23 protein-coding genes and 1 riboswitch are annotated in these 23,262 nt (G+C 71.3%); of the genes, 16 read left to right on the top strand and 7 right to left on the bottom strand.

All coding sequences use genetic code 11. From position 1 onward, the window contains the following. Nucleotides 1-361: 361 nt before the first annotated feature. Complete coding sequence (locus tag QBL25_RS17345; RefSeq protein WP_409057944.1) at nt 362-1,906, bottom strand: tetratricopeptide repeat protein; 1,545 nt, start codon at nt 1,904-1,906, stop codon at nt 362-364. Between the two features lie 98 nt (nt 1,907-2,004). On the opposite strand from QBL25_RS17345, the gene QBL25_RS17340 reads away from it, so the two are divergent. Beyond that, complete coding sequence (locus QBL25_RS17340) at nt 2,005-3,384, top strand: FAD-binding oxidoreductase (RefSeq protein ID WP_409057943.1); 1,380 nt, start codon at nt 2,005-2,007, stop codon at nt 3,382-3,384. Between the two features lie 70 nt (nt 3,385-3,454). On the opposite strand, the gene QBL25_RS17335 is transcribed toward QBL25_RS17340, so the two are convergent. Next, nucleotides 3,455-3,934: an SsgA family sporulation/cell division regulator gene (locus tag QBL25_RS17335; RefSeq protein WP_409057942.1), complete on the bottom strand. Its 480-nt coding sequence runs from the start codon at nt 3,932-3,934 to the stop codon at nt 3,455-3,457. Between the two features lie 221 nt (nt 3,935-4,155). Here QBL25_RS17335 and QBL25_RS17330 point away from each other — a divergent pair, with 221 nt between their 5' ends. Then, the gene (locus QBL25_RS17330; RefSeq protein ID WP_409057941.1) at nt 4,156-5,754 is read left to right on the top strand and encodes an RDD family protein; all 1,599 of its coding nucleotides are present in this window, start codon (nt 4,156-4,158) and stop codon (nt 5,752-5,754) included. A gap of 90 nt (nt 5,755-5,844) precedes the next feature. Next, entirely contained in the window at nt 5,845-6,522 is a 678-nt protein-coding gene (locus tag QBL25_RS17325; protein ID WP_409057940.1) for an RDD family protein, read from the top strand. Nucleotides 6,523-6,596: 74 nt separating this feature from the next. Here QBL25_RS17325 and QBL25_RS17320 read toward each other — a convergent pair whose 3' ends face one another. Then, on the bottom strand, nt 6,597-6,890 hold the full coding sequence (locus QBL25_RS17320; protein ID WP_409062681.1) for a hypothetical protein: 294 nt from the start codon (nt 6,888-6,890) through the stop codon (nt 6,597-6,599). A gap of 474 nt (nt 6,891-7,364) precedes the next feature. On the opposite strand from QBL25_RS17320, the gene QBL25_RS17315 reads away from it, so the two are divergent. Both QBL25_RS17315 and QBL25_RS17310 read left to right on the top strand, forming a co-directional pair. Next, nucleotides 7,365-9,779, top strand: a complete 2,415-nt coding sequence (locus QBL25_RS17315; RefSeq protein ID WP_409057939.1) for an immune inhibitor A domain-containing protein — start codon at nt 7,365-7,367, stop codon at nt 9,777-9,779. A gap of 156 nt (nt 9,780-9,935) precedes the next feature. Further along, the gene (locus QBL25_RS17310) at nt 9,936-10,274 is read left to right on the top strand and encodes a hypothetical protein (RefSeq protein ID WP_409057938.1); all 339 of its coding nucleotides are present in this window, start codon (nt 9,936-9,938) and stop codon (nt 10,272-10,274) included. A gap of 185 nt (nt 10,275-10,459) precedes the next feature. Here QBL25_RS17310 and QBL25_RS17305 read toward each other — a convergent pair whose 3' ends face one another. After that, on the bottom strand, nt 10,460-11,044 hold the full coding sequence (locus tag QBL25_RS17305) for an isochorismatase family protein (RefSeq protein ID WP_409057937.1): 585 nt from the start codon (nt 11,042-11,044) through the stop codon (nt 10,460-10,462). A 136-nt stretch (nt 11,045-11,180) separates the two neighbouring features. Further along, nucleotides 11,181-12,509 (bottom strand): nicotinate phosphoribosyltransferase, encoded by a 1,329-nt coding sequence (locus tag QBL25_RS17300; protein ID WP_409057936.1) that lies wholly within the window; start codon nt 12,507-12,509, stop codon nt 11,181-11,183. A 53-nt stretch (nt 12,510-12,562) separates the two neighbouring features. Here QBL25_RS17300 and clpS point away from each other — a divergent pair, with 53 nt between their 5' ends. The 10 genes from clpS to QBL25_RS17250 all read left to right on the top strand — a co-directional run bounded on the left by clpS (nt 12,563) and on the right by QBL25_RS17250 (nt 20,696). Continuing rightward, nucleotides 12,563-12,958 carry an ATP-dependent Clp protease adapter ClpS gene (gene clpS / locus QBL25_RS17295; RefSeq protein ID WP_409057935.1) on the top strand — a complete coding sequence of 132 codons (396 nt, stop codon included), beginning with the start codon at nt 12,563-12,565 and terminating at the stop codon, nt 12,956-12,958. Between the two features lie 11 nt (nt 12,959-12,969). After that, on the top strand, nt 12,970-13,572 hold the full coding sequence (locus QBL25_RS17290; RefSeq protein WP_409057934.1) for a DUF2017 domain-containing protein: 603 nt from the start codon (nt 12,970-12,972) through the stop codon (nt 13,570-13,572). A gap of 361 nt (nt 13,573-13,933) precedes the next feature. Continuing rightward, nucleotides 13,934-15,406: an amino acid permease gene (locus tag QBL25_RS17285; RefSeq protein ID WP_409057933.1), complete on the top strand. Its 1,473-nt coding sequence runs from the start codon at nt 13,934-13,936 to the stop codon at nt 15,404-15,406. 79 nt (nt 15,407-15,485) lie between these two features. Further along, nucleotides 15,486-15,908, top strand: a complete 423-nt coding sequence (locus QBL25_RS17280) for a M67 family metallopeptidase (RefSeq protein ID WP_363309348.1) — start codon at nt 15,486-15,488, stop codon at nt 15,906-15,908. Further along, nucleotides 15,872-16,029, top strand: a riboswitch (cobalamin riboswitch). Its footprint overlaps the gene before it by 37 nt. A gap of 43 nt (nt 16,030-16,072) precedes the next feature. Further along, complete coding sequence (locus QBL25_RS17275) at nt 16,073-17,053, top strand: ABC transporter substrate-binding protein (RefSeq protein WP_409057932.1); 981 nt, start codon at nt 16,073-16,075, stop codon at nt 17,051-17,053. After that, nucleotides 17,050-18,201, top strand: a complete 1,152-nt coding sequence (locus tag QBL25_RS17270) for a FecCD family ABC transporter permease (RefSeq protein WP_409057931.1) — start codon at nt 17,050-17,052, stop codon at nt 18,199-18,201. Before QBL25_RS17275 ends, QBL25_RS17270 begins: the two co-directional genes overlap by 4 nt. After that, on the top strand, nt 18,198-19,139 hold the full coding sequence (locus QBL25_RS17265; RefSeq protein ID WP_409057930.1) for an ABC transporter ATP-binding protein: 942 nt from the start codon (nt 18,198-18,200) through the stop codon (nt 19,137-19,139). Before QBL25_RS17270 ends, QBL25_RS17265 begins: the two co-directional genes overlap by 4 nt. A 69-nt stretch (nt 19,140-19,208) precedes the next feature. Further along, entirely contained in the window at nt 19,209-19,310 is a 102-nt protein-coding gene (locus QBL25_RS17260; protein WP_336605789.1) for a putative leader peptide, read from the top strand. 147 nt (nt 19,311-19,457) lie between these two features. Next, nucleotides 19,458-19,736 carry a MoaD/ThiS family protein gene (locus QBL25_RS17255; RefSeq protein ID WP_409057929.1) on the top strand — a complete coding sequence of 93 codons (279 nt, stop codon included), beginning with the start codon at nt 19,458-19,460 and terminating at the stop codon, nt 19,734-19,736. 6 nt (nt 19,737-19,742) lie between these two features. Further along, a complete protein-coding gene (locus QBL25_RS17250) occupies nt 19,743-20,696 on the top strand; it encodes a PLP-dependent cysteine synthase family protein (RefSeq protein ID WP_249589679.1) in 954 nt (317 codons plus the stop codon). A gap of 126 nt (nt 20,697-20,822) precedes the next feature. Here QBL25_RS17250 and QBL25_RS17245 read toward each other — a convergent pair whose 3' ends face one another. Continuing rightward, the gene (locus QBL25_RS17245; RefSeq protein WP_409057928.1) at nt 20,823-21,284 is read right to left on the bottom strand and encodes a type II toxin-antitoxin system PemK/MazF family toxin; all 462 of its coding nucleotides are present in this window, start codon (nt 21,282-21,284) and stop codon (nt 20,823-20,825) included. A 222-nt stretch (nt 21,285-21,506) separates the two neighbouring features. Between QBL25_RS17245 and QBL25_RS17240 the strand changes: the two genes are divergently transcribed. Beyond that, entirely contained in the window at nt 21,507-22,259 is a 753-nt protein-coding gene (locus tag QBL25_RS17240; protein WP_409057927.1) for an MBL fold metallo-hydrolase, read from the top strand. Here QBL25_RS17240 and QBL25_RS17235 read toward each other — a convergent pair. Next, the gene (locus QBL25_RS17235; protein ID WP_409057926.1) at nt 22,256-23,197 is read right to left on the bottom strand and encodes a hypothetical protein; all 942 of its coding nucleotides are present in this window, start codon (nt 23,195-23,197) and stop codon (nt 22,256-22,258) included. The two genes, QBL25_RS17240 and QBL25_RS17235, sit on opposite strands and share 4 nt — an antisense overlap. Nucleotides 23,198-23,262 lie beyond the last annotated feature (65 nt).

The following is a 23,262-nucleotide window of genomic DNA, read 5'->3' as shown; positions in this document are numbered from 1 at the left end:
GCGCAGCGGCGGGTAGTTACGGGGGCGTCAGCTCTGGTGGGGGGAGTCGCCGGGCAGCAGCGGGTAGTTGCGGAGGCGTCGGCTCTGGGGAGGTGAATTGCCGTGCAGCGGCGCGTAGAGGGGCGTCGGCTTTGGGGAGGTGCGTTGCGAGGCAGTGGCGCGTAGAGGGGCGTCGGCTTTGGGGAGGTGCGTTGCGAGGCAGTGGCGCGTAGAGGGGCGTCGGCTTTGGGGAGGTGCGTTGCCGGGCAGCGGTGCGTAGGGAGGCGTCGGTTCTGGGGAGGTGCACTGCCGGGCAGCGGCGGGTAGTTGCGGGGCGTCAGCTCTGGGGAGGTGCATCGCCGGGCAGCGGTGCGTAGGGGGGTCAGGTTTGGGGGAGGGGTTGCGTTTGGGCGGGGGTGGGGCGGGGTGGGGCTGCCGCCGGGGGGCTGGGGGCGTACATCTGGGCCGGGCCGCCGTCCGGGGGATCACCCAGGGACGCCAGGGCCTCCCGCGCCTTCGGGGCGAGGAGCGGTGAGAAGAAGGGGTTCAGGAGCAGCGCCTCACCGATGTGACGCCGCGCGGCCCCGTACCGCTCCAGGTCACGCTCGATCTGCCCCCGGTGGTAGGAGAACAAGGCCATCCGAGGCCCCTTGTCCGTCGCCCGCGTCGCGTACTTGAGCGCCTCCTCGTCGTCCCCGGCCCGATGCAGCGCCCACCCCAGCGCATCCGCCGCCTCCGGACTCCCGTGCCGCTTGAACTCCGCCCGCAGCCGCTCCACCGCCGCGTCCGCGTCCCCGTGGTCCGCCTCGAAGAGGCCGAGGACCCGCTCGTCGTTCACGCCGTTCACCCCCTCCTGCTTCACCCGGGCCCGCAGCACGTCGTACTGCGCCCGGGCGGCCGGAGCCAGCCGCAGCGACTCGTACAACTCGCCCAGCGCCAGCGCGTACTCCGGAGCGGGCTGCCTGACCAGCGCGCTCTGGTAGGAACGGAGAGCCTCCGACGTACGGCCGAGGGCCGCCAGCGCCCGGCCCTTCGCGGCGAGGGACGGATGGTGGTCGGGGTCCGAGCGCAGCGCCGCCTCGTAGTAGCGCAGCGCCTCCGCCGGTTCGCCCCGCTCCCACGCCAGCTCACCCACCCGGTACAGGCACACCGCTTTCTCCGCGGGCCCCTCCGCCAGCGCCGCCGCGTCCATCAGCTTCGATGCCGCGTCCTCGCGCCAGCCGCGGTCCCGGTAGATCTGCCCGGACTTCACCATCACGGACGTGCCCGAGTTCAGCTCCTGGAGGGTCTCCAGGGCCTTCCCCACGCCCTTCGCGTCGCCCAGACCGCTGTACGCGTCGATCAGCGGGGGATACGCCGACCACCGCTTCGGCGCCAGCTTCACCGCGCTCTCGGCCCACTTCCTGGCCCCGCGGAAGTCGTGCCGCGCGTTGGCGAGCGTCGCCATGCCCGTCAGCGCCTGCGCGTTCCCCTCGGGCCGGGTCCTGAGGGACGCGCGCAGCGCCTCCTCGGCCTTGGGGTAGTACGCGGAGTCCGCGGTCCGCAGGCCCCGCTCCACGTAGGCGGCCCCGAGCACCGCCCACGACTGGTCGTCCCCGGGATGCGCGCGCAAGTGCGCCTCCCGCTCCCCGATCAGGACGGTGAGGTCGGGCAGCGCCGCGGGGACCCCGGCCCCCGCCGCCGCCATCGCCCGCCCGGCGGGCCCCAGGGCGGGCGGCGCCGCCTTCCCGCCCGACTCGGGCCGCAGCACCAGCACCCCGCCGAGCACCACGCACCCGGCGACGGAGGCGACGAGCACCCGCCGCACGGCAGGGGAGCGGCGAGCGCCCCGCGGCGGCTCGCTCCACAACGCGGGCCCTGGCGCAGGCGCGGGCGGCGGACGCCGGTCCTTCTGGGTCACGGACTCGGACCCGGTCTCGATCTCCATGGCGCTCACTGTGCGTCAATACGATGAGCGCACCCCGGCATGCGGACGGGCGTCGCACACGGGTTCACACCGATGGCCCCGGGTGCGACGCTGTGATCATGAGCCGCACACTCATCGAACTCCTCCGCGCCGGTGACGAGGGCCTCCCCGCGGACGCCGTCCTCACGGACCCCGACATCACGTCCTCGTACGCGCACGACATGGCGAGCTTCTGCGCCGCGGGCACCCCGGCGGTCGTGGTCCTGCCGCGCACCGTCGAGCAGGTCCAGCACGTCATGCGCACGGCGACCGAACTGCGCGTCCCGGTGGTCCCGCAAGGCGCCCGCACGGGCCTCTCCGGCGGCGCGAACGCCACCGAGGGCTGCGTCGTGCTGTCCCTGGTCAAGATGGACCGCATCCTGGAGATCAGCCCCGTCGACCGGATCGCGGTCGTGGAGCCGGGCGTCGTCAACGCCGCGCTCTCCCGCGCCGTGAACGAACACGGTCTCTACTACCCGCCGGACCCCTCCAGTTGGGAGACCTGCACGATCGGCGGGAACATCGGCACGGCCTCGGGCGGCCTGTGCTGCGTGAAGTACGGCGTGACGGCGGAGTACGTGCTCGGCCTGGACGTCGTCCTCGCCGACGGACGGCTCATGAGCACCGGACGGCGCACGGCCAAGGGCGTCGCGGGCTACGACCTCACCCGGCTCTTCGTCGGCTCCGAGGGCAGCCTCGGCATCGTGGTCCGCGCGACCCTGGCCCTGAAGCCCCAGCCGCCGCAACAGCTCGTCCTCGCCGCCGAGTTCGGCTCGGCCAAGGGCGCCTGCGACGCCGTATGCAAGATCATGGAGGGCGGGCACGTCCCCTCGCTCCTGGAACTCATGGACCGTACGACCATCCGCGCCGTGAACGCGATGGCCCACATGGGTCTCCCGGAGACCACCGAAGCGCTGCTCCTCGCCGCCTTCGACACCCCGGACCCCGCCGCCGACCTCGCGGCCGTCGGCGCGCTCTGCGAGGCCGCGGGCGCCACCCAGGTGGTGCCCGCCGAGGACGCGGCGGAGTCCGAACTGCTGCTCCAGGCACGGCGGTTGTCGCTCACCGCACTCGAAGCCGTCAAGGGCACGACGATGATCGACGACGTGTGCGTGCCGCGCTCACGCCTCGCCGAGATGCTCGAAGGCGTCGACCGCATCGCCGACAAGTACGGCCTCACGATCGGCGTGTGCGCCCACGCGGGCGACGGCAACACCCACCCCACCGTCTGCTTCGACGCGGCGGACGCCGACGAGGGCCGCCGCGCCCGCGAGTCCTTCGACGAGATCATGGCCCTCGGTCTGGAGCTCGGCGGCACGATCACCGGCGAGCACGGCGTGGGCGTCCTCAAGAAGGAATGGCTGGCGCGCGAGCTGGGCCCGGTGGGCGTGGAGATGCAGCGCGCCATCAAGGCGGCGTTCGACCCGCTCTCCCTCCTCAATCCCGGCAAGCTGTTCTGATCCGGGTCCCGGGCGGTCTCCTCCCGGGCTCCGTACGGCTTCTCCGCGTGTCCCCCCGTGGCGGCGGAGCTCACTCACCGTCCTTGGACTCGTCCGAGGGCCAGGGGTCGCGCAGCCACAGCTCGTCGGCACGGCCCGTGGTCGGCGTGAGCAGCTCGGCGAGGCCGTCGTCGATGCCGAGCCGCTCAGCCTCAGAGCCCGGAGGGACCACCCGCAGCGTGCGCTCGAGCCAGGCGGACACGGCGGGCGCCGGCGCCTCCAGGAGGGCATCTCCGTCGGGTGAACTCAGCGCCATCAGGACGACGCTGCGTCCCTCGACCTTGGTCGGCCAGACCCGGACGTCGCCGTGCCCGCAGGGCCTGAACACCCCCTCGACGAGCAGCTCACGCGCGAACGTCCAGTTCACGGGGTGCTCGGAGCCGATGTGGAAGGCGATGTGGACGGCGTACGGATCGTCGGTGCGGTAGGTCAGACGGGCCGGAACGGGGATCGCGCGTTCCGGGGAGAGGACGAGTTTGAGCTCGAGCTCACGTTCCACCACGGTGTGCATGTCGGTGCGGTTCCTTCCTTGACCGGGGCCCTGGAGCGGGCCCGTGCAAGGAGAGAGCGCGGTGGGCGCGAAGCATTACGCGGGTTTCGGAAACTTTCTCCGTACGAGGTCGAACTGTGCCCGGAAAGTGGTCTGTAGGGCGGGAGTAGCACAGGCGGACGCGAGGGTCTGATAGATGTGGAGCCTCAAAAAGACCCCCGAGCAGATACGGGACGACGGACATGAGCGCCCCAACTCCGGCCCCAGGCGACGACAGGCCCCGCGAAGGCTACTACCCCGATCCGTCCATTCCCGGATATGTCCGGTACTGGAACGGCGCGGCCTGGGTGCCCGGGACCAGTCGTCCCGCCCCGACCGACGGCGAATCGCTCCCCGCGCCTCCGGGAGCGGGCTCGGGAGCGGGCACGGGAGCGGGCGGGGCAACGAGCTCGGGAGCGGGCAAGGGCACGGGGACCGCGGCGCCGCTGTCCACGGAGGAGACCGGGCCGCACTTCTTCGACGAGGACCCCCTGCCGTCGTCCGGAGCGGCCGCCGACGCCGCGCAGCACGGGTCGAGGCCCGAGCCCGCCTCCGCGTGGCAGGCGGACGCCGCCCGGCAGACGGGGCTCGGCGGCGACCAGGAACGCCGGATCTCCTGGGGCGGCCCCGAGCAGCGGAGCGCCTCAGGCGGTTCTTCGGGCGGTGCGCAGGGCGGCCCCCAGGGTGCCGGAGACCCGCGGGACCCGCGCCTGCCGGCCGCCTCGGCCCCGGCGGAAGCCACCCCCGCGGCCGCCTCGTCGCCCACCCCTTCTCAATCGTCCCCTTCTTCGCCCTCCTCCTCCGCCCCGGCGGCGCACGACCCCGGCGCGGTGCAGATCCGCCCGGTCGCGCCGGAGCAGGAGCAGCCCTCGACCGAGGGCACGGTGACGTTCCGCAGGCCCGCGGGCCCCGTGCGGCCCACCGCGGCCTCACCCGGCACCGAGGGCACCATGGCGATCCGGGCCCTGCGTCCGAAGACCTCCGGCACGGCGGCGCGGACCCCCGCGCCCCCGCAGGCAGCCGTACCGCCCCAGGCCGCCGCCCCCGCCCCTGCCCCCGCCCCCGCACCGGCCCCTGCTCCCGCACCGGCCCCCGCACCGACCCCCGCGCCCGCCCAGCCCTCCGTCCCCCAGCAGGGCGGCGCCCACGGCAGCGGCGCCGCCTCGCCCGTGACGTCGGGACCCGGCGGCGGCTCGCCCTCCTGGGCCCAGCAGGTGCACCAGCTCGCCGCCGAGGGCGATGGCGGGCAGCAGCAGCCCGTGGTGCCGTGGAAGCCGGTGGCCAGCGACCCGTTCCTGGCGATGGCGCAGAACCAGGCCGCGGGCCGGCCCGCCGGAATGGGCAAGCGGCTCGCCGCCCGGCTCATCGACACGGTCGTCCTCGTGGCCGTCACCGGAGCCGCGGCGCTGCCGCTCGCCACGAAGGCCGCCGACCACGTCGACAGCAAGATCGACGCGGCGAAGATGTCCGGCGAGAAGGTCACCGTGTGGCTGCTCGACGGCACCACCGCGGGCTACCTCGGCATGGTCCTGGGCGTGCTCCTGCTCTTCGGCGTCCTCTACGAAGTACTGCCCACGGCCAAGTGGGGGCGGACGCTCGGCAAGAAGGTGCTGGGGCTCCAGGTGCGCGACATGGAGGAGCACGAGACGCCGTCGTTCGGCGCGGCCCTCAAGCGGTGGCTCGTCTATGTGGTGCCGGGGGTCCTGGTGATCGGCGTCGTCGGCGTGCTGTGGGGTCTGTTCGACCGTCCGTGGCGCCAGTGCTGGCACGACAAGGCCGCCGGAACGTTCGTGGCCGGCTAGTCCCGGCGCGCGGTCCCCGGGGGTGCCTCTCTTAACCCGGACAGCCGCTCGCCGGATGCGCCCGGGGCGCTCTCGCGGTCGACTCGGGCCATGAGCACCGAACCGCCGCAATACCCGCCGCCCCCCGACGACGACAACGACCCCTTCAGGAAGCAGCCCCCGCAAGGCGGTGGCGGCTCGCCCTACGACACGCCCCCGCCCGGCGGCGGCTCCCCGTATGGCACACCGCCGCCACCCCCGCCGTACGGCGGCGGTGGAGATCCCTACGGGGGGAGTGGCGGCGGAGGCGCGTTCGGCGGAGGGAACGACCCTCTCGCCGGGATGCCGCCCCTCGCGGAGAGCGGCAAGCGGGTCCTCGCGCGCATCCTCGACATGATCCTCGTCGGGGTGGTCGTCTGGCTGCTCTCCTGGGGCTTCGGCACGAACGAGTTCGACGTCGACCCGGACAAGGTCGAGTACGGCAAGAGCTTCGGGCAGTCGCTGCTCGCCGCCGTGCTCTACATCGCGTACGACAGCTTCATGATCTCCAGGACGGGACAGACCCTGGGCAAGAAGTGGCTGGGGCTGCGCGTCGCGAACCTCAACGACGGGGCGACCCCCACCCTTCAGACCGCGCTCGTCCGCGCGGCCGTCCTCTGGCTGCCGTTCGCGTTCTGCTGCGCCTGCATCTGGACGGCGATCTGCGGCGGCTGGAGCTTCTTCGACAAGCCCTACAAGCAGGGCCTGCACGACAAGGCGGCCAAGACGGTGGTGGTCCGCACCGGCTGACGGCGAGGCGAACGGCTACCGCGGCGGCAAGAGGTGCGGCGGCAGAAGCGGTGGTACCGGCGGGTCCGTGATTCTTACGGGCCCGCCGGCTCGCGTACGGACTCGGCCAGTACGGGAGCGGAGGCGCGCTGGGCCGGGACGCGCTCGTCGGCGGTCCGGGCGGCGGGAGCGACGCGTGCGGCCGGTGGCGCCGCGGGTTTCGGCTGGGGCACGGTCATCGCCACCAGTAAGCCCAGACCGAGCGCGGCGACGGCTATCACCGCGACGCCGACGCCCGACGTCGTCTGGGAGAGCAGCAGCATGGCGAGCGTCGAGCAGACGACCGTCAGGGTGCCGTAGGTGATCTGGGCGGCGGTCGGACGAGGCAGCGGCATGGGACGAGGCATGGCGTAATCCGTCCTCGGGACAGCGGATGCGGGGGTGGTCGAGCCCGATGTGAAGCTGTATACGAATCAAAGGACGCCCGGCTGCGGCGGCTTGAGATTGGCCGCCTCGCGCCGTGGAGCACCGTCGATTGACTCTAATCCGCTGCATGCCCGACGGGAACGGGCGGTAAGCGTGACCTAACCCACGGTGCGGCAGCACAGGGGGCGCACGGGTTCATGACGTCCATCAAGTGGACGGTGTGACGCGCCTGTTGACCATGCCGGCGGGCGGGCGCACGCGTCCGGATACCGGATGTGCGGGCCTGCATAGTGTACTTGGCCTGTTCAAGTCAAGGTCTGTCTTTTCTTCCGTATCTCCGGTCCAATGTCGTCACTTGTGACGCGTATCGCGCGCGGACCTCCTCCGACCGGGACCTCGGCCCGCCTCCGCGCGGACGCGGGGGAGGACAGCATCAAGTGACAATCAGCAGACGGACGTTCAGAGCCACCGCGGCTGCCGTGGCGATGGCCGCGGCAGCCGCCACGTTCTCGGCAGCCACCGCATCGGCCGAGGACAGTGGGCCGGCGGGAGCTCCCGCCATCGACCGGCAGGACCCGAGCCGGGTCAAGGCGCAGGTCGACCACGACCTCGACGGGCCCTTCAGCAAGCAGCAGGCGCAGCAGCGCAAGGCGGCGCTCCAGCAGGTCGTCGCGGGCGACGCCAAGGTGCAAAAGCGCGGCGGCTCCCAGGTCGTGAAGCTCGACGACAAGAAGTACGTCGAGCTGGGCCGGGAGAAGACCGACAAGATCTTCACGATCCTGGTGGAGTTCGGGGACAAGGTGGACGACACCACCATGTACGACCCCGACGGCCCGGAGGGCCCAGAGGCGCCGGTCAAGAAGTACGGCGGCAAGCCCGGCCCGGCGCACAACAAGATAGCCGAGCCGGACCGTGCGAAGGACAACAGCACGGCCTGGCAGAAGGACTACAACCGCAAGCACTTCCAGGACCTCTACTTCGGTGAGGGCAAGGACTCCAAGGGCAAGACCAAGGAGTCCCTGAAGACCTACTACGAGAAGACCTCGTCCGGCCGCTACTCGGTCGACGGTGAGGTCTCCGACTGGGTCAAGGTCGACTACAACGAGGCCCGTTACGGCTCGAACTACTGCGGCGACACCAACTGCCCGAACGTCTGGGACGCGGTCAAGGACGGCGTGACCGCCTGGACCAAGGACCAGAAGGCCCAGGGCCGCACGGACGCCCAGATCAAGGCGGACCTGGCCAAGTACGACCTCTGGGACCGCTACGACTTCGACGGCGACGGCGACTTCAACGAGCCGGACGGCTACATCGACCACTTCCAGCTCGTGCACGCGGGCGAGGACGAGTCGGCCGGCGGCGGCGCCGAGGGCGAGAACGCCCTGTGGGCGCACCGCTGGTACGCGTACGGCAACGACGCGGGCAACACCGGACCCGGTCAGAACAAGGCGGGCGGCACGCAGATCGGCGACTCGGGCATCTGGGTCGGCGACTACACGATGCAGCCGGAGAACGGCGGCCTCGGCGTCTTCGCCCACGAGTACGGCCACGACCTGGGCCTGCCCGACCTGTACGACACCTCGGGCAAGGGCGAGAACTCGGTCGGCTTCTGGTCGCTGATGTCGGCCGGCTCCTGGCTCGGCACCGGCAAGAACGCCATCGGTGACCTGCCCGGCGACATGACCGCCTGGGACAAGTTCCAGCTGGGCTGGCTCGACTACGCCAAGGCCAAGGCCGCGACGACGTCGGAGCACAAGCTGGGCGTCTCGGAGTACAACACCCGGCACCGCCAGGCGCTCGTCGTCGACCTGCCCAAGAAGCCCGTCACCACCACGGTCACCAAGCCCACCGAGGGCTCCAAGCAGTGGTGGAGCGACCAGGGCGACGACCTGAAGAACACCCTGACGCGCTCGGTCGACCTGACCGGCAAGTCCAAGGCCGAGCTGAGCCTGGACGGTTGGTGGGACATCGAGGCCAACTACGACTACCTCTACACCGAGGTCTCGACGGACGGCGGCGCCAACTGGACGCCCGTGGACGGCACCACGGACGGCAAGCCCATCCCGCGCGACGCCGGTGACAAGCCCGCGTTGACCGGTGCCTCGGGTGCGTACAAGAAGCTCGCGTTCCCGCTCGACGCGTACGCCGGCAAGAAGATCGACCTCCGTTTCCGTTACTCGACGGACGGCGGCGCGGGCGGCAAGGGCTTCGCGGCCGACGCCCTCGCGGTCACCGCGGACGGTGCCAAGGTCTTCCAGGACGGCGCCGAGGGCGACGACAACGGCTGGACGGCGAAGGGCTTTTCGCGCATCGGCGAGTCCTTCACCAAGAAGTACGACCAGTACTACCTCGCCGAGAACCGCCAGTACGTGTCGTACGACAAGACCCTGAAGGTCGGCCCGTACAACTTCGGCTTCTCGAAGTCGCGTCCGGACTGGGTGGAGCACTACCCGTACCAGACCGGCCTCATGGTCTGGCAGTGGGACACCTCGCAGAAGGACAACAACACCAGCGCCCACCCCGGCGAGGGTCTGATCCTTCCGGTGGACGCGCACGCCAAGCCGCTCAAGTGGACGGACGGCACCCTGCTGCGCAACAAGATCCAGCCGTTCGACGCGCCCTTCAGCAAGTACGCGACCGACAAGTTCACGCTCCACAACGCGGACGTCGCGCTGAAGATCAAGTCCCAGAAGGGTGTCTCGGTCTTCGACGACCGCAAGGGCACCTACTGGTACAAGGAGAACGGCACGGGAAGTGTCAAGGTCACTGACACCAACACCAAGATCAAGATCATCAAGCAGCCGAAGGATGGCTCCTCGATCACGGTCCAGGTGGGTCCCTCGACCAAGTAATTAGTGTTTTCGCAGGTCAAGCCATGATCGGCCGTCGCCCTCTAGCGGGCGGCGGCCGATCGTGTTTAGGTGCGTCCTGTGGATTTCTTATTGACACGGAGCCCGGCCGTTCCGGTTGCGGGCTTCGTGCGTCGTCTCACGGGGGTGTGACCAGCCATGTCCGCAGGAGGTTTCAGCAAGCTGCCGAACGGCAGTGTGGTGGTGGCCCTGACGCTGCCGAGCCCGGTCATGGGCGGCGGCCACGTCAGGATGATCGTCCATGCGATGAACCGCGCCAGGGCGCTGACCCGCCTGCGGAACCTCGGCATGCGGGCGGTGTATCTGCGAGGCAACGCGGAGCCGCCCACGCCGGACGAGATCACGGCGGTCCTGCACCACCCGGACGGCCTGATATGGCGTACGGCGCCGGACGGCGCGGCCGAGCTGTGGCACCCCATCAGGGCCCTGAAGCGGCAGAGACCCGGCCAGACCGAGGCGAGCCCGTCGGGCGTGTGACGGACCGGCGGGCCCCGCGGGGGCTCTGGCGCGGCCTTTCGCGCGGCCTTTCGCGCCCCTGGGGCGCGCCCGACGCTCTTCCGCCGTTCTCCGACGCTCCCCGCGCTCTTCCGCGCTTCTCTGTGCCCCTCGGCCCCTCAGGTGTGCCCCTCAAGCCCCTCACGGCTCTCCGCGCGCCTGACGGCCTAGACGACCGGCTTGCCCGTCAGCTCCACCCCGGCGGCCCGCAGCTCCTCCACGGCCTGCTCGGTCGTCTTCGCGGAGACGCCGGCGGTCAGGTCGAGCAGGACCACCGTGGAGAACCCCTCCCGCACCGCGTCGAGCGCCGTGGCGCGCACGCAGTGGTCGGTGGCGATCCCCACCACGTCCAGCTCGGTGATCTTCCGGTCGCGCAGCCAGTCGGCCAGCGAGACGCCGTTCTCGTCGGTCCCCTCGAAGCCGCTGTAGGCGGCCGAGTAGGCCCCCTTGTCGAACACGGCGTCGATGGCCCCGGACGCCACGACCGGCGCGAAGTTCGGGTGGAAGCCGATCCCCTCGGTGCCCGCCACGCAGTGCGGCGGCCAGGAGCGGACGAAGTCGGGCTGGTCGGAGAAGTGGTCGCCGGGCTCGATGTGGTGGTCCCGGGTGGCCACCACGTGGCGGTAGCCCGCCGGCGCCTGGCCGATCAGCTCGGTGATCGCGGCGGCCACGTCGGCGCCCCCGGCGACCGCGAGGCTGCCCCCCTCGCAGAAATCGTTCTGCACATCGACGACGATCAGGGCGCGGCGCATCGGGTGTCCTTCGGCTCGGCAAGGCTCGTAGACGTGGGGGTGAAGAGGGGACTCGGCCGGATGAACCGAGCGTAGAGACTTCTCGCGCGATGCGGGAGAGGGCGTTCGAACGCCCTCCCTCCGCTCCGGCGCACCATCAGACGTACTCCGTCGGAATGACGGCCTCGCCCTTCGACAGCTGGGTGGCCGACAGGGGCAGCCGCTCCCGCGCCGCCGCGTGCCGGTCGCGCACGGTGTCCAGCGGCTCGCGGGCCACGACCTCGCCGCCCTTGACCAGCTCGACGAGGAGCTGGTGCTCGACCAGGTCGGCGGGGACCGGGCCCGTGCCGATCACCTCGGCCTCGGCGATCCCGTGATCGTCGGGACGCCGCGCGGACCACTTGCGACCGCCGACCGACGACTTGGCGCCCAGCGACTTCTTGGCCACCGGCTCCAGCGGGGCCTTCGGGTCCGCGGAGTGGGCGCGGGCCACCAGCTTGTAGACCATGGAGCAGGTGGGGTGCCCGGACCCGGTGACGAGCTGGGTGCCCACGCCGTACGCGTCCACGGGCGCGGCGGCCAGCGAGGCGATGGCGTACTCGTCGAGGTCGGAGGTCACGACGATCTTCGTCTTGGTGGCGCCGAGCTCGTCCAGCTGCTGGCGCACCCGGTGCGCGACCAGGAGCAGGTCGCCGGAGTCGATGCGCACGGCGCCGAGCTCGGGCCCGGCGACCTCGACGGCGGTGCGCACGGCCGCCGTCACGTCGTACGTGTCCACCAGCAGGGTGGTGCCGGGGCCCAGCGAGTCGACCTGGGCCCGGAAGGCGTCGCGTTCGTTGTCGTGCAGCAGGGTGAAGGCGTGGGCCGACGTGCCGACGGTCGGGATGTCGTACCGGAAGCCCGCCGCGAGGTCGGAGGTGGTGGTGAAGCCGCCGACGTACGCGGCGCGCGAGGCGGCGACGGCCGCGAGCTCGTGCGTACGGCGGGCGCCCATCTCGATCAGCGGGCGCTCCCCGGCGGCCGAGGCCATCCGGGAGGCGGCGGCCGCGATCGCCGAGTCGTGGTTGAGGATGGAGAGGATCACCGTCTCCAGGAGCACGCACTCCGCGAAGGAGCCCTCGACGCGCAGGACGGGCGAGCCGGGGAAGTAGACCTCGCCCTCCGGATAACCCCAGATGTCGCCGCCGAAGCGGTACGAGGCGAGCCACCGGAGGGTCGCCTCGTCCACGACACGGCGCTCGCGCAGGAATCCGATGACGTCGGCGTCGAAGCGGAAGTTCTCCACGGCGTCCAGGACCCGGCCCGTTCCGGCCACCACTCCATAGCGGCGCCCCTCGGGCAGTCTGCGCGTGAAGACCTCGAAGACGGAGCGCCGGTCGGCGGTGCCGGCCTTCAGCGCGGCCTGAAGCATCGTGAGCTCGTAGTGATCCGTGAAGAGCGCGGTCGACGGAACATCCACCGGCAGCCCAAGGTCCGCTGTGTTCATACGAAGGATGCTACCCCGCATCTCGTCACTCTGACGATTTCCCGGGTCCATTTGTGCGAGGCCCCCCTGCGGGTGGCAGCATGGGACAAGTGAGTACGTCCCGCCCGTCTCCCGCCACCGCCCCTCCACGGAGGGGCTCCGCCCGCTGCACCATTCCCGCAGAGATCACCCGCCCGGAATCCGACGAAGAGACGTTCGCCGTCCCGGAGCCCGACGTCCCCTGGATCACGCTCGTCCACAACGACCCGGTCAACTTGATGAGTTATGTGACCTATGTGTTCCAGTCCTACTTCGGGTACTCGAAGGAGAAGGCCACGAAGCTGATGATGGACGTGCACCACAAGGGCCGCGCGGTCGTCTCCACCGGCTCCCGCGAGGAGATGGAGCGCGACGTCCAGGCCATGCACGGATACGGGCTGTGGGCCACCCTCCAGCAGGACCGGAAGTAGCGACGCATCTGATGCCAGGACAATTCGAAGCCATCCCCGGGGGCGGCGCCGCCGTCGCGCTCGACGAGGTCGAGATCTCGATCATCCGCTCCCTCGCCGTGCAGCTCCTGGAGCTCATCGGCCCCGGCCCGGCCGAGGACGCCTCGGACGACCCCCTCGCGGAGCTGTTCGCCGAGGGCCCGAGCGAGCCGCCCGCCGACCCGGTCCTCCAGCGGCTGCTCCCGGACGCGTACGGCGGTCCCGGCAGCGAGGAAGGCGCCGCGGACGCCGACGAACTGCGCGCCTACTCCTCGGAGTTCAGGCGCTTCACCGAGAACGACCTGCGGGCCAAGAAGCGCGACGACGCCCTGGTCGTGATCCGCTCCCTCGACGCCCTGACGTCCATGGGTGAGGGCGGCGCCGTCCTGAAGCTGTCCCCCGACGAGTCGCGGCACTGGCTCGGCGCGCTCAACGACCTCCGGCTCGCGATCGGCGCCCGCCTGGAGGTGACCGACGAGGACGACACCGACGTGCTCTACCGGCTGCCGGACTCCGATCCGCGCAAGCCGATGGTGATGGCCTACCTCTGGCTCGGCGGTCTCCAGGAGACGCTGGTCGCCACCCTCATCGGTTAGAAGTCACACGGCTGCGGCCCGTACGGGCCGCAAAGTCGTTGCATGGGGCACCGGTTACCCTCCGTTCGCTCATCGGACGCTCAAATCCGGATAACGATCGTGTCACTTCAATGCCCGCCTTTGGCGTGGCAGGGGAATTTTGTCCGGTTCTTCTCGTGGTGTGGGCCACACGGGCCCCCTTCGATCACTGTTGCGACCGTGATAAATCTTCACGACCACTCGGTGACGCCACCCATGTCACCGGTGGCGCTCGGGCCGGCAGACCGCCGGTAGCACTCCATCCATATCCGGGGGGATCAGGACCTGATCCGTGGCCATCCGCAGCACGCGGGCACGGATCAGCGTGGAGAAAGGCGTCACCATGACCTCAGTGCAGGTCGAAGAGCATCACGACGGCAATGAGGCCGACGGAGCGGGCGGTTCGTCCGGTGCGTCAGGCGAGGGTTATCAGCGCGGGCTCGGTGCCCGGCAGATCCAGATGATCGCGATCGGCGGTGCCATCGGCACCGGCCTGTTCCTCGGCGCGGGCAAGGCCATTCACAAGGCCGGTCCGAGCCTCATCCTGGCGTACGCCATCGCCGGCCTCGTCATCTTCTTCATCATGCGCGCCCTGGGCGAGCTGCTCATGTACCGCGCCGTGTCGGGCTCCTTCTCGGAGTACGCACGTGAATTCATCGGCCCGTTCTTCGGGTACGTGACCGGCTGGACGTACTGGCTCTTCTGGGTCGTCACCGGCATCACGGAAGTCACGGCCGCGGCCCAGTACATGCAGTACTGGACCCATGACTCCATCCCTCAATGGGCCTACGCGCTGATCTTCACGGTCATCCTCTACGGCGCCAACCTGATCTCGGTGAAGCTCTTCGGCGAGCTCGAGTTCTGGTTCTCGATGGTCAAGGTCACCGCGATCATCGGCATGATCCTCATCTGCGCCGGCATCCTCACCATCGGCTTCTCCGACGCCGGTGACACCGCGTCCGTGAGCCACCTGTGGGACCAGGGCGGGTTCTTCCCCAACGGCATCGGCTCCACGCTGATGACGCTTCAGATCGTGATGTTCGCCTTCCTCGCCGTCGAGCTCGTCGGCGTCACCGCGGGCGAGTCCAAGGACCCCAAGACCGTCCTGCCCAAGGCCATCAACACCGTGCCGTGGCGCATCGCCGTCTTCTACGTCGGCGCGCTCATCATGATCCTCTCGGTCGTGCCGTGGACGGAGTTCGTGCCGGGCGTCTCGCCGTTCGTCGCCGCCTTCGACAAGATGGGCCTCGGCGTCGGCGCCGCGATCGTCAACTTCGTCGTCCTGACGGCCGCGCTCTCCTCCTGCAACTCCGGCATGTACTCCACCGGCCGCATGCTGCGCGACCTGGCGCTCAACGGCCAGGGCCCGAAGTTCTTCACCAAGCTCACGAAGAACGGCCTGCCGCTGGTCGGCACGACCTTCTCGGCCGCGCTGATGCTGGTCGGCGTCTGGATCAACTACCAGTGGCCGGGCGAGGCGTTCAACTACGTCGTCTCCTTCGCGACCATCTCCGGCATGTGGGCCTGGATCATGATCCTGGTCTGCCAGATCAAGTACCGCCGCAAGGCCGACCGCGGCGAGCTGCCGCAGTCCACCTTCCGGGCGCCGGGCGCCCCGTACACGAGCTGGTTCGCGCTCGCCTTCATCGCGATGGTCATCGTGATGATGGGCATCGACAAGGACGCGCGGATCTCGCTCTACGCGGCTCCGGTGTGGGCCCTGATCCTGGGCGTCGGCTACCTGGTCATGCAGAAGCGCGACACGGGGGCGACGGACGGCGGCCAGGCCGGTCCGAAGGACTCCGTGAAGTCCTGATCACCGCCTGATCCCAGAATGTGGGCCGGTCCGTACCACTCTTCGGTACGGACCGGCCCTTCTGCTTATCCTGGCTGCCATGCTGACCCTGACCCAGGCCCTCCACGACCAGATCGTCGCGCACGCGCGCCAGGACCACCCCGACGAGGCCTGCGGCGTGGTCGCGGGCCCCGAGGGCACGGGCCGCCCCGAGCGCTTCATCCCGATGCTGAACGCGGCCCGCTCGCCCACGTTCTACGAGTTCGACTCGGGTGACCTGCTCAAGCTCTACCGCGAGATGGACGACCGCGACGAGGAGCCGGTGATCGTCTACCACTCGCACACGGCGACCGAGGCCTACCCCTCGCGCACGGACATCACGTACGCCAACGAGCCGGGCGCCCACTACGTCCTGGTCTCCACGGCCGACACCGACGGCGCGGGCGAGTTCCAGTTCCGCTCCTTCCGGATCGTGGACGGCGAGGTCACCGAAGAAGAGGTGAAGGTCGTCCAGGCATACTGAGCTTCACCTTTGAGGCGGCAGGACCCAGGAAGCCGGTGCGAATCCGGCACGGTCCCGCCACTGTGACCCCACCCCTCGCGGGCGGGGCAGTCAGGAACTGACCTGCCGCCTTCTCTCCCACGACGCAGGGGACGCGGAAATCCCCTGGAGGAGGCAGCTCAGCCATGTCCCGCCCTCTGCGCGCGCACCTGCGCGTCCTCGCGGCCGCCGCCCTGCTGGCCCCGCTCGCCGCCTGCTCGTCCGCCGGGGACCCGGCCGCGGACAAGCCCGCGGCGAAGGCCCCCGGATTCCCGTACACCGTCAAGAACTGCGGCGTGCGGACGACGTACGAAGCACCCCCGAAGCGCGCCGTGACGATGAACCAGCACGCGACGGAGGTGCTGCTGGAGCTGGGCCTGAAGGACCGCATCGCGGGCACGGCCTACCTGGACGACAAGGTCCTGCCGAAGTACGCGAAGGCGTACGCCGACACCCCCGTCCTCGCCAAGGAGTACCCCTCGTACGAGAAGCTCCTGGCCGCGAACCCCGACTTCGTCTACGGCGGCTACGCCAGCGCCTTCCTCGCGGGCGAGGGCCGCAGCCGCGGCGCCCTGGCCAAGTCCGGCGTCGAGAGCCGCCTGAACGTCGAGGGCTGCGCGAAGAAGCCCGTGTCGATGGACGACGTCTACCGCGAGGTCCGCGAGGTCGGAGCCACGTTCGGGGTCCGGGCGCGGGCGGACGCGTGGGTGGCCGCGGCGCGGCGCGAGCTGGCGGACACCGCGCAGAAGGCCGGGAAGAAGGGCGGCGAGCCCGTCCCCGTCTTCGTCTACGACAGCGGCGACAAGACCGCGTTCACGGCCGGCGGCCGGGGCATCGGCAACGACATCGTCGAGCGGGCGGGCGGCCGCAACGTCTTCGCCGACCTGGACAAGTCCTTCGGCGACGCGTCCTGGGAGGCGGTCGTCGACCGCAAGCCCGAGGTCATCGTGATCCTCGACTACGGCGGCACGACGGTCGCCCAGAAGAAGAAGCGCCTCCTGGAGGACCCGGTCCTCGCGGACGTCCCCGCCGTCAAGAACGAGCGCTTCGCGGTCCTGCCGCTGTCGGACGCGGTCGTGGGGGTGAGGGCACCGGGCGCGGTGGGGAAGCTGGCGGAGCAGCTGTGAAGGGGCTTCTCCTCCCGGGCAGCGGGCGGCCCCGGCCTTCCCGGTGGTCGCGGGATCCTCGGCGGTCGCGGCCTCCCAGGTGGTCGCGGGATCCCGCCGGGGCCGCACCGGCCCGCGGGCGACGACTCGCCTACGCGACGGTCGTCACGGCACTCTGCGCCGCGCTCGCGGCAGCGGTCGTCGCGGGCCTCGCGCTCGGCTCCGTCCGCATCCCCGCCGCCGACGTCCTGGAGATCCTGTCGGGCAGGGCGCAGCCCTCCCCGTTCCGCACCATCGTGCTGGACGTCCGCCTGCCCAGGGTCCTGCTCGGCGCGGCCGTGGGCGCCGGGCTCGCGGTCATCGGCACGGTCCTCCAGGCCCTGGTCAGAAACCCCCTGGCCGACCCCTTCCTGCTCGGGGTCTCCTCCGGGGCCTCGGCCGGAGCCGTCGCCGTCATCGTGCTCGGCAGCGTCTTCGGCCTGGGCGCGGGGCTCGCCACCACCGTCACCCTCCCGGCCGCGGCCTTCGCGGGCGCCCTGCTCTCCCTGCTCGCCGTCTACACCCTGGCGAGGTCCGGTGGCGGGGGCTTCGCCACCGGCCGCCTGATCCTGGCCGGGGTGGCCGTCTCGTACATCCTCTCCGCCCTGACCAGCCTCATCCTGATCACGGCCGACAGCGCCGACCACCTGAAGGAGGTCCTGTACTGGACCCTCGGCGGCCTGGGCAGCGCCCGCTGGGACATGCTCGCCCTGCCCGGCGCCGCCCTGCTCGCCGGCACGGCCCTGCTCCTCGCCCTGGCCCGCCCTCTGGACCTGCTCCTGATGGGCGAGGAGGGCGCCACCGTCCTCGGCCTGGACACGGCCCGCTTTCGCGCCGCCGTCTTCGTCCTCGCCTCGCTCCTGACCGGCGTACTCGTCGCGTACAGCGGGGCCATCGGCTTCGTGGGCCTGATGGTGCCGCACGCGGCCCGGATGCTGGTCGGCGCCGCACACCGGGCGCTCCTGCCCGTGGTGGCGCTGCTGGGCGCGGTGTTCCTGGTGGCCGCCGACCTCGCCGCACGCACGGTCGCGGCCCCGCAGGACATCCCGGTCGGCGTCCTGACGGCGCTGACCGGCGGCCCGTTCTTCCTCTGGATGCTGCGCAGGAACCGTACGGAGGCCACCGCATGAGCGACCCGGCAGCGACCGACCAGGCGGCGACCGACCCGGCAGCGACCGGCCAGGCGGCGACTGACCCGGCGGCGACCGGCCAGGCAGCGTCCGGCCAGGCAGCGTCCGGCCCGGCGGTGACCGGCCCGGCGGTGACCGGCCCGGCGGTGACCGGCCCTGCGGTGCTCCGCGCCGAGTCCCTCTCCTACCGCGTGGCCGGGAAGACCCTCGTCGACGACGTCACCCTGCACGCCGCCCCCGGCGAGACCGTCGGGCTCGTCGGCCCCAACGGCAGCGGCAAGACCACCCTCCTGCGCTGCGTCTACGGCACCCTCCGGCCCACCGGCGGCCGGGTGCTCCTGGACGGCGACGACCTCGCCGACCGCTCGGCCAAGTACCGCGCCCGCCGCATCGCCACCGTCCCGCAGGACGGGCACACCGGCTTCGAGCTGACCGTCCGGCAGATCGTCGCGATGGGCCGCTCCCCGCACAAACGCTTCTGGGAGGCGGACACGGCCGAGGACGAGGCGCTGGTCGGCGCGGCCCTGGAGCGGGTCGGCGCGGCGGACCTCGCGCACCGCGGCTTCGCCGGCCTCTCCGGCGGCGAGCGCCAGCGCGCGCTCGTGGCCAGGGCGCTGGTGCAGCGCCCCGCGGTCCTCGTCCTGGACGAGCCGACCAACCACCTGGACATCCGCTACCAGCTGGAGATCCTCGGCCTCGTCCGCGACCTGGGCACCACGGGCACCACCAGCCTGCTCGCCCTGCACGACCTGAATCTCGCGGCCTTCTACTGCGACCGCCTGTACGTTCTCGACGGCGGCCGGCTCGTCGCGTCGGGACCGCCCGGAGAAGTCCTGACCAGCGAGCTCCTCGCGGACGTGTACGGGGTCACGGCGGAGGTCCGCGTGCACCCCGCGACCGGCGCGCCGACGGTCACGTACCTCCCCTCATCCACGTGATGGACGCGAACCGTCCAGCATGCGAGATCACATTCCAGAACCCGGACCGGGAATCGATACGATGACCGCATGGTTCCCCACGACGTGAGCGACAAGATGCCGGGCATGCTGCTCGTTGCGCGTCTGCACGTCGATTTGTGCAGGCTCTCCAGCGCGATCTGTTCGCGCTGACAGCCGCCGCCGTACGGCCGTGAGCCGCGGCGCCGTCCCCGCGCACAGACCCGCGCACCCGCACTTGCGTCACCGCACTTGCCCACCCGCACGACCGGGCCGCCGCGCGCCCACCCACGTGACTTCTCCCGACAGGAGCCCCCAGCCATGGCCATCGAGGTCCGCATCCCGACCATCCTCCGCACCTACACCGACGGCGCCAAGGCCGTCGAGGGCAGCGGGGACACCCTCGCCGAGCTCTTCACCGACCTCGACTCGCGGCACGCGGGCATCGCCGAGCGCATCGTGGACGGCGACAAGCTGCGCCGCTTCGTGAACGTCTACCTCAACGACGAGGACGTCCGCTTCCTGGACGGCATCTCCACCAAGCTCACGGACGGCGACAACGTCACGATCCTCCCGGCCGTGGCCGGCGGCATGGTCTGATCCCGGATGCCTCGCTACGACTCCCCGCTGGCGGCCGTGGGCAACACGCCCCTCGTCCGCCTGCCGCGCCTTTCCCCCTCCGACGACGTCCGGATCTGGGCGAAGCTGGAGGACCGCAACCCGACCGGCTCCATCAAGGACCGCCCGGCGCTGCACATGGTCGAACAGGCGGAGAAGGACGGGCGGTTGACGCCCGGCTGCACGATCCTGGAGCCGACGTCCGGCAACACGGGCATCTCGCTCGCGATGGCCGCCAAGCTCAAGGGCTACCGCATCGTCTGCGTCATGCCGGAGAACACCTCGCAGGAGCGGCGTGAGCTCCTGGCCATGTGGGGCGCGGAGATCATCCCGTCCCCGGCGGCGGGCGGCTCCAACACGGCGGTCCGCGTCGCCAAGGAGCTGGCGGCCGAGCACCCGGACTGGGTGATGCTCTACCAGTACGGCAACCCGGACAACGCGGGAGCGCACTACGCGACGACCGGCCCCGAGATCCTCGCGGACCTGCCCTCCGTCACCCACTTCGTGGCGGGCCTGGGCACCACCGGCACGCTCATGGGCGTGGGCCGCTTCCTGCGCGAGCAGAAGCCGGACATCAAGATCGTCGCGGCGGAGCCCCGCTACGACGACCTCGTGTACGGCCTGCGGAACCTCGACGAGGGCTTCGTCCCCGAGCTGTACGACGCCTCCGTCCTGACGACCCGCTTCTCGGTCGGCTCGGCCGACGCGGTGACGCGGACCCGCGAGCTGCTCCAGCAGGAGGGCATCTTCGCCGGCGTCTCCACCGGGGCCGCGCTCCACGCGGCGATCGGCGTCGGCAAGAAGGCGGTCGCCGCGGGGGAGTCCGCCGACATCGTCTTCGTCGTGGCCGACGGCGGCTGGAAGTACCTCTCCACGGGCGTCTACACCGCCGAGACCACCGAGGCGGCCATCGAGACGCTCCAGGGCCAGCTGTGGGCTTAGGAACGGACCACCCGGGCCAGCAGGACCACTAGGACCACCCGGGCCACCCGGGCCAGTAGGGCCACCCGGATCGAAACGCCGGTCGGGCCGACAGGAAACTGTCGGCCCGACCGGCGTTTTCGCCGTTCAGCCCGCCAGATACCTGACCTGGTCCCACAGCGCCGGATCGACGATCCCCGCCCGCCTGCGGAACTCCCACACCGGCACGTCCCGCAGCTCGTCCGTCTCCAGGAAGCTCGCCCGCCCCCGCGCGTCCCCCACCGAGCCGGGCGGCAGCGCGATGACGCCGGGCCGCTCGTCGTGGTACTTGCTGGTGATCTTCGCGACGACCGCGTTCTCGCCGCGCACCGACAGCACGAGACAGGGCCGGTCCTTGCCGCCCGGACCGTCCTCGTACGGCACCCGGGCCCACCAGATCTCCGCCGGCTCCGGCACGGGCAGCCGCCGCCGCGGACCGCGCGGACGGCCCGGCGGACGGGTCGTCCGGCCGCGGGGCCCGCGGCTGCCGCGCCCCCAGCCGTCCACCACCGCGGCCACCACGGCGAGCACCACGACGGCGGCGAGCGCGAGCCACCACGACGTATCCATACCGCAGACCGTACCGGGGCGCTCCCCGGCCCGCGCGCCCCCCGAACCGGTGACAGAGCAGGTGAGTTCTCCCACAACGGCCCACGACGGAGGAGCGACCCGCCCTTTTGCGCCTTACGCTCGACGCACCGCAGAACTCCTCGAAGAGCCTCTCGCAGGCCTTCGCGAGCCCCCGCAAAGCCCCCGCACAACCCCCGTTTCGCCCCCGGAGGTTTCCGCTCCATGAAGCTCACCGTCGTCGGCTGCTCGGGGTCGTTTCCGTCCGCGGACTCGGCCTGCTCGAGCTACCTCGTCGAGGCCGACGGCTTCCGGCTGCTTCTCGACATGGGCAACGGAGCCCTTGGCGAGCTGCAGCGCCATGTCGGTCTCTACGACCTGGACGCGATCTTCCTCAGCCATCTGCACGCCGATCACTGCATCGACATGTGCGCCTACTTCGTCGCGCGCTACTACCGGCACGAAGGCGGCCGCTGCGCCCCCATCCCGGTCTACGGACCGGAGGGCACCGAACAGCGCCTGACCACCGCGTACGCCGACACCCCCTCCGCCTCGTCGATGAGCGAGGTCTTCGACTTCCACACCGTGAAGCCCGCCTCCTTCGACATCGGCCCGTTCTCGGTCCGTACGGAGAAGGTGCACCACCCCGTCGAGGCGTACGCCATCCGCGTCGAGCACGGCGGCAGGTCCCTCACGTACTCGGGAGACACGGGGGTGTGCACGGCGCTGGACGAACTGGCCGCCGACACCGACCTGTTCCTCTGCGAGGCGGCCTTCACGCACGGCAAGGAGAACATCCCCGACCTGCACCTCAACGGCCGTGAGGCGGGCGAGACCGCCCGGCGCGCGAACGCCGGGCGCCTCCTCCTCACCCACATCCCGCCGTGGACGGACCCCCGGGTGAACCTCGCGGACGCCCGCGCGGTCTACGAGGGCCAGGTCGAACTCGCCGCGCCCGGCCGCAGCTACGAGATCTAGCGCTCCCCGGCCGGGAGCCTGGCCGCGCGGCCGCCCAGCGCCATCCTGTTCCAGGTGTGGCGGCGGCCTCGGATCGCGACCGAGTACGCGTACATGACCTCCGGGTCGCACATGCCCGGCAGGTAGGAGTCACCGAAGTGGTGGGCGTCGACGCCCACTTCCTTCGCGTTCAGGGCGAGCTGCGGCACGACGTTCGCGTGGCTGCCCTCCTGGCTGGTGCCGATCGCGCCCATCACGACCGCCCCCGCGTCCTGCACGGCGGCCACGGCCTCGGCGGCCAGCTCCTTGGTCACGCCGGGCAGCGTCCCCGGCAGCGGCATGACGACGCCGTCGGCGCCCGCGTCCACGAGCGAGGTGAGCCGGGCGGCCGTGACCCGCTCCGGGTGACCGGCGTGGTGCATCTTGCCGCTCCACAGGGCCACGTCGTCCCCGAGGCCCTGCCGCAGCTCCTGCGTGACGCGCGCCAGACCCTCGTAGGAACCGCCCGTCCCCGGGTTCGCCGTCAGGCACAGCATCGCCGCGCCCATGTCGACGAGCCGCCTGGCGTACTCGGGCTTGGCGCGGCGGATCTCGGGGACGTCGCCGGGCTCCAGGTTGACGCCGACGGGCCGGCCGATGAAGGTGGCGAGGTCGGCGATGGACGCGAACGTGCCGAGCCCCGGCAGATCGAGCCGCTCGCCGTCCCAGGCCCGCTCGATCAGGTTCAGCACGACGATGTCGGCGCCGAAGGCGGCGACGAGCTCGGCGTTGTGCACCCCGGGCATGCCGGGCACGGGCACGAGCGCGGCCCGGTCGGCGAACACCTCACCGACCATGGTCCGCCCTTCGGCGGCGGCCACGGAGGCGGTGAGCTCCCGCCCACGGAGGGCGCAGAGCTGGTCACGATCGAGATCGAGAATGCGGGCCTGCGGGGCGGGGGAGGGGCGCGGGATCGTCATACCCCGACGGTAAGCCGCAGAACATGACAAAGCCCCTCGCCGTTGGTACCAACGGCGAGGGGCTT

This window comes from Streptomyces sp. SYP-A7185 (assembly GCF_046103685.1).
Lineage (GTDB): Bacteria > Actinomycetota > Actinomycetes > Streptomycetales > Streptomycetaceae > Streptomyces.
Note: the sequence above shows the minus strand (reverse complement) of the source record. Positions and strands in the feature narration are given on the sequence as shown.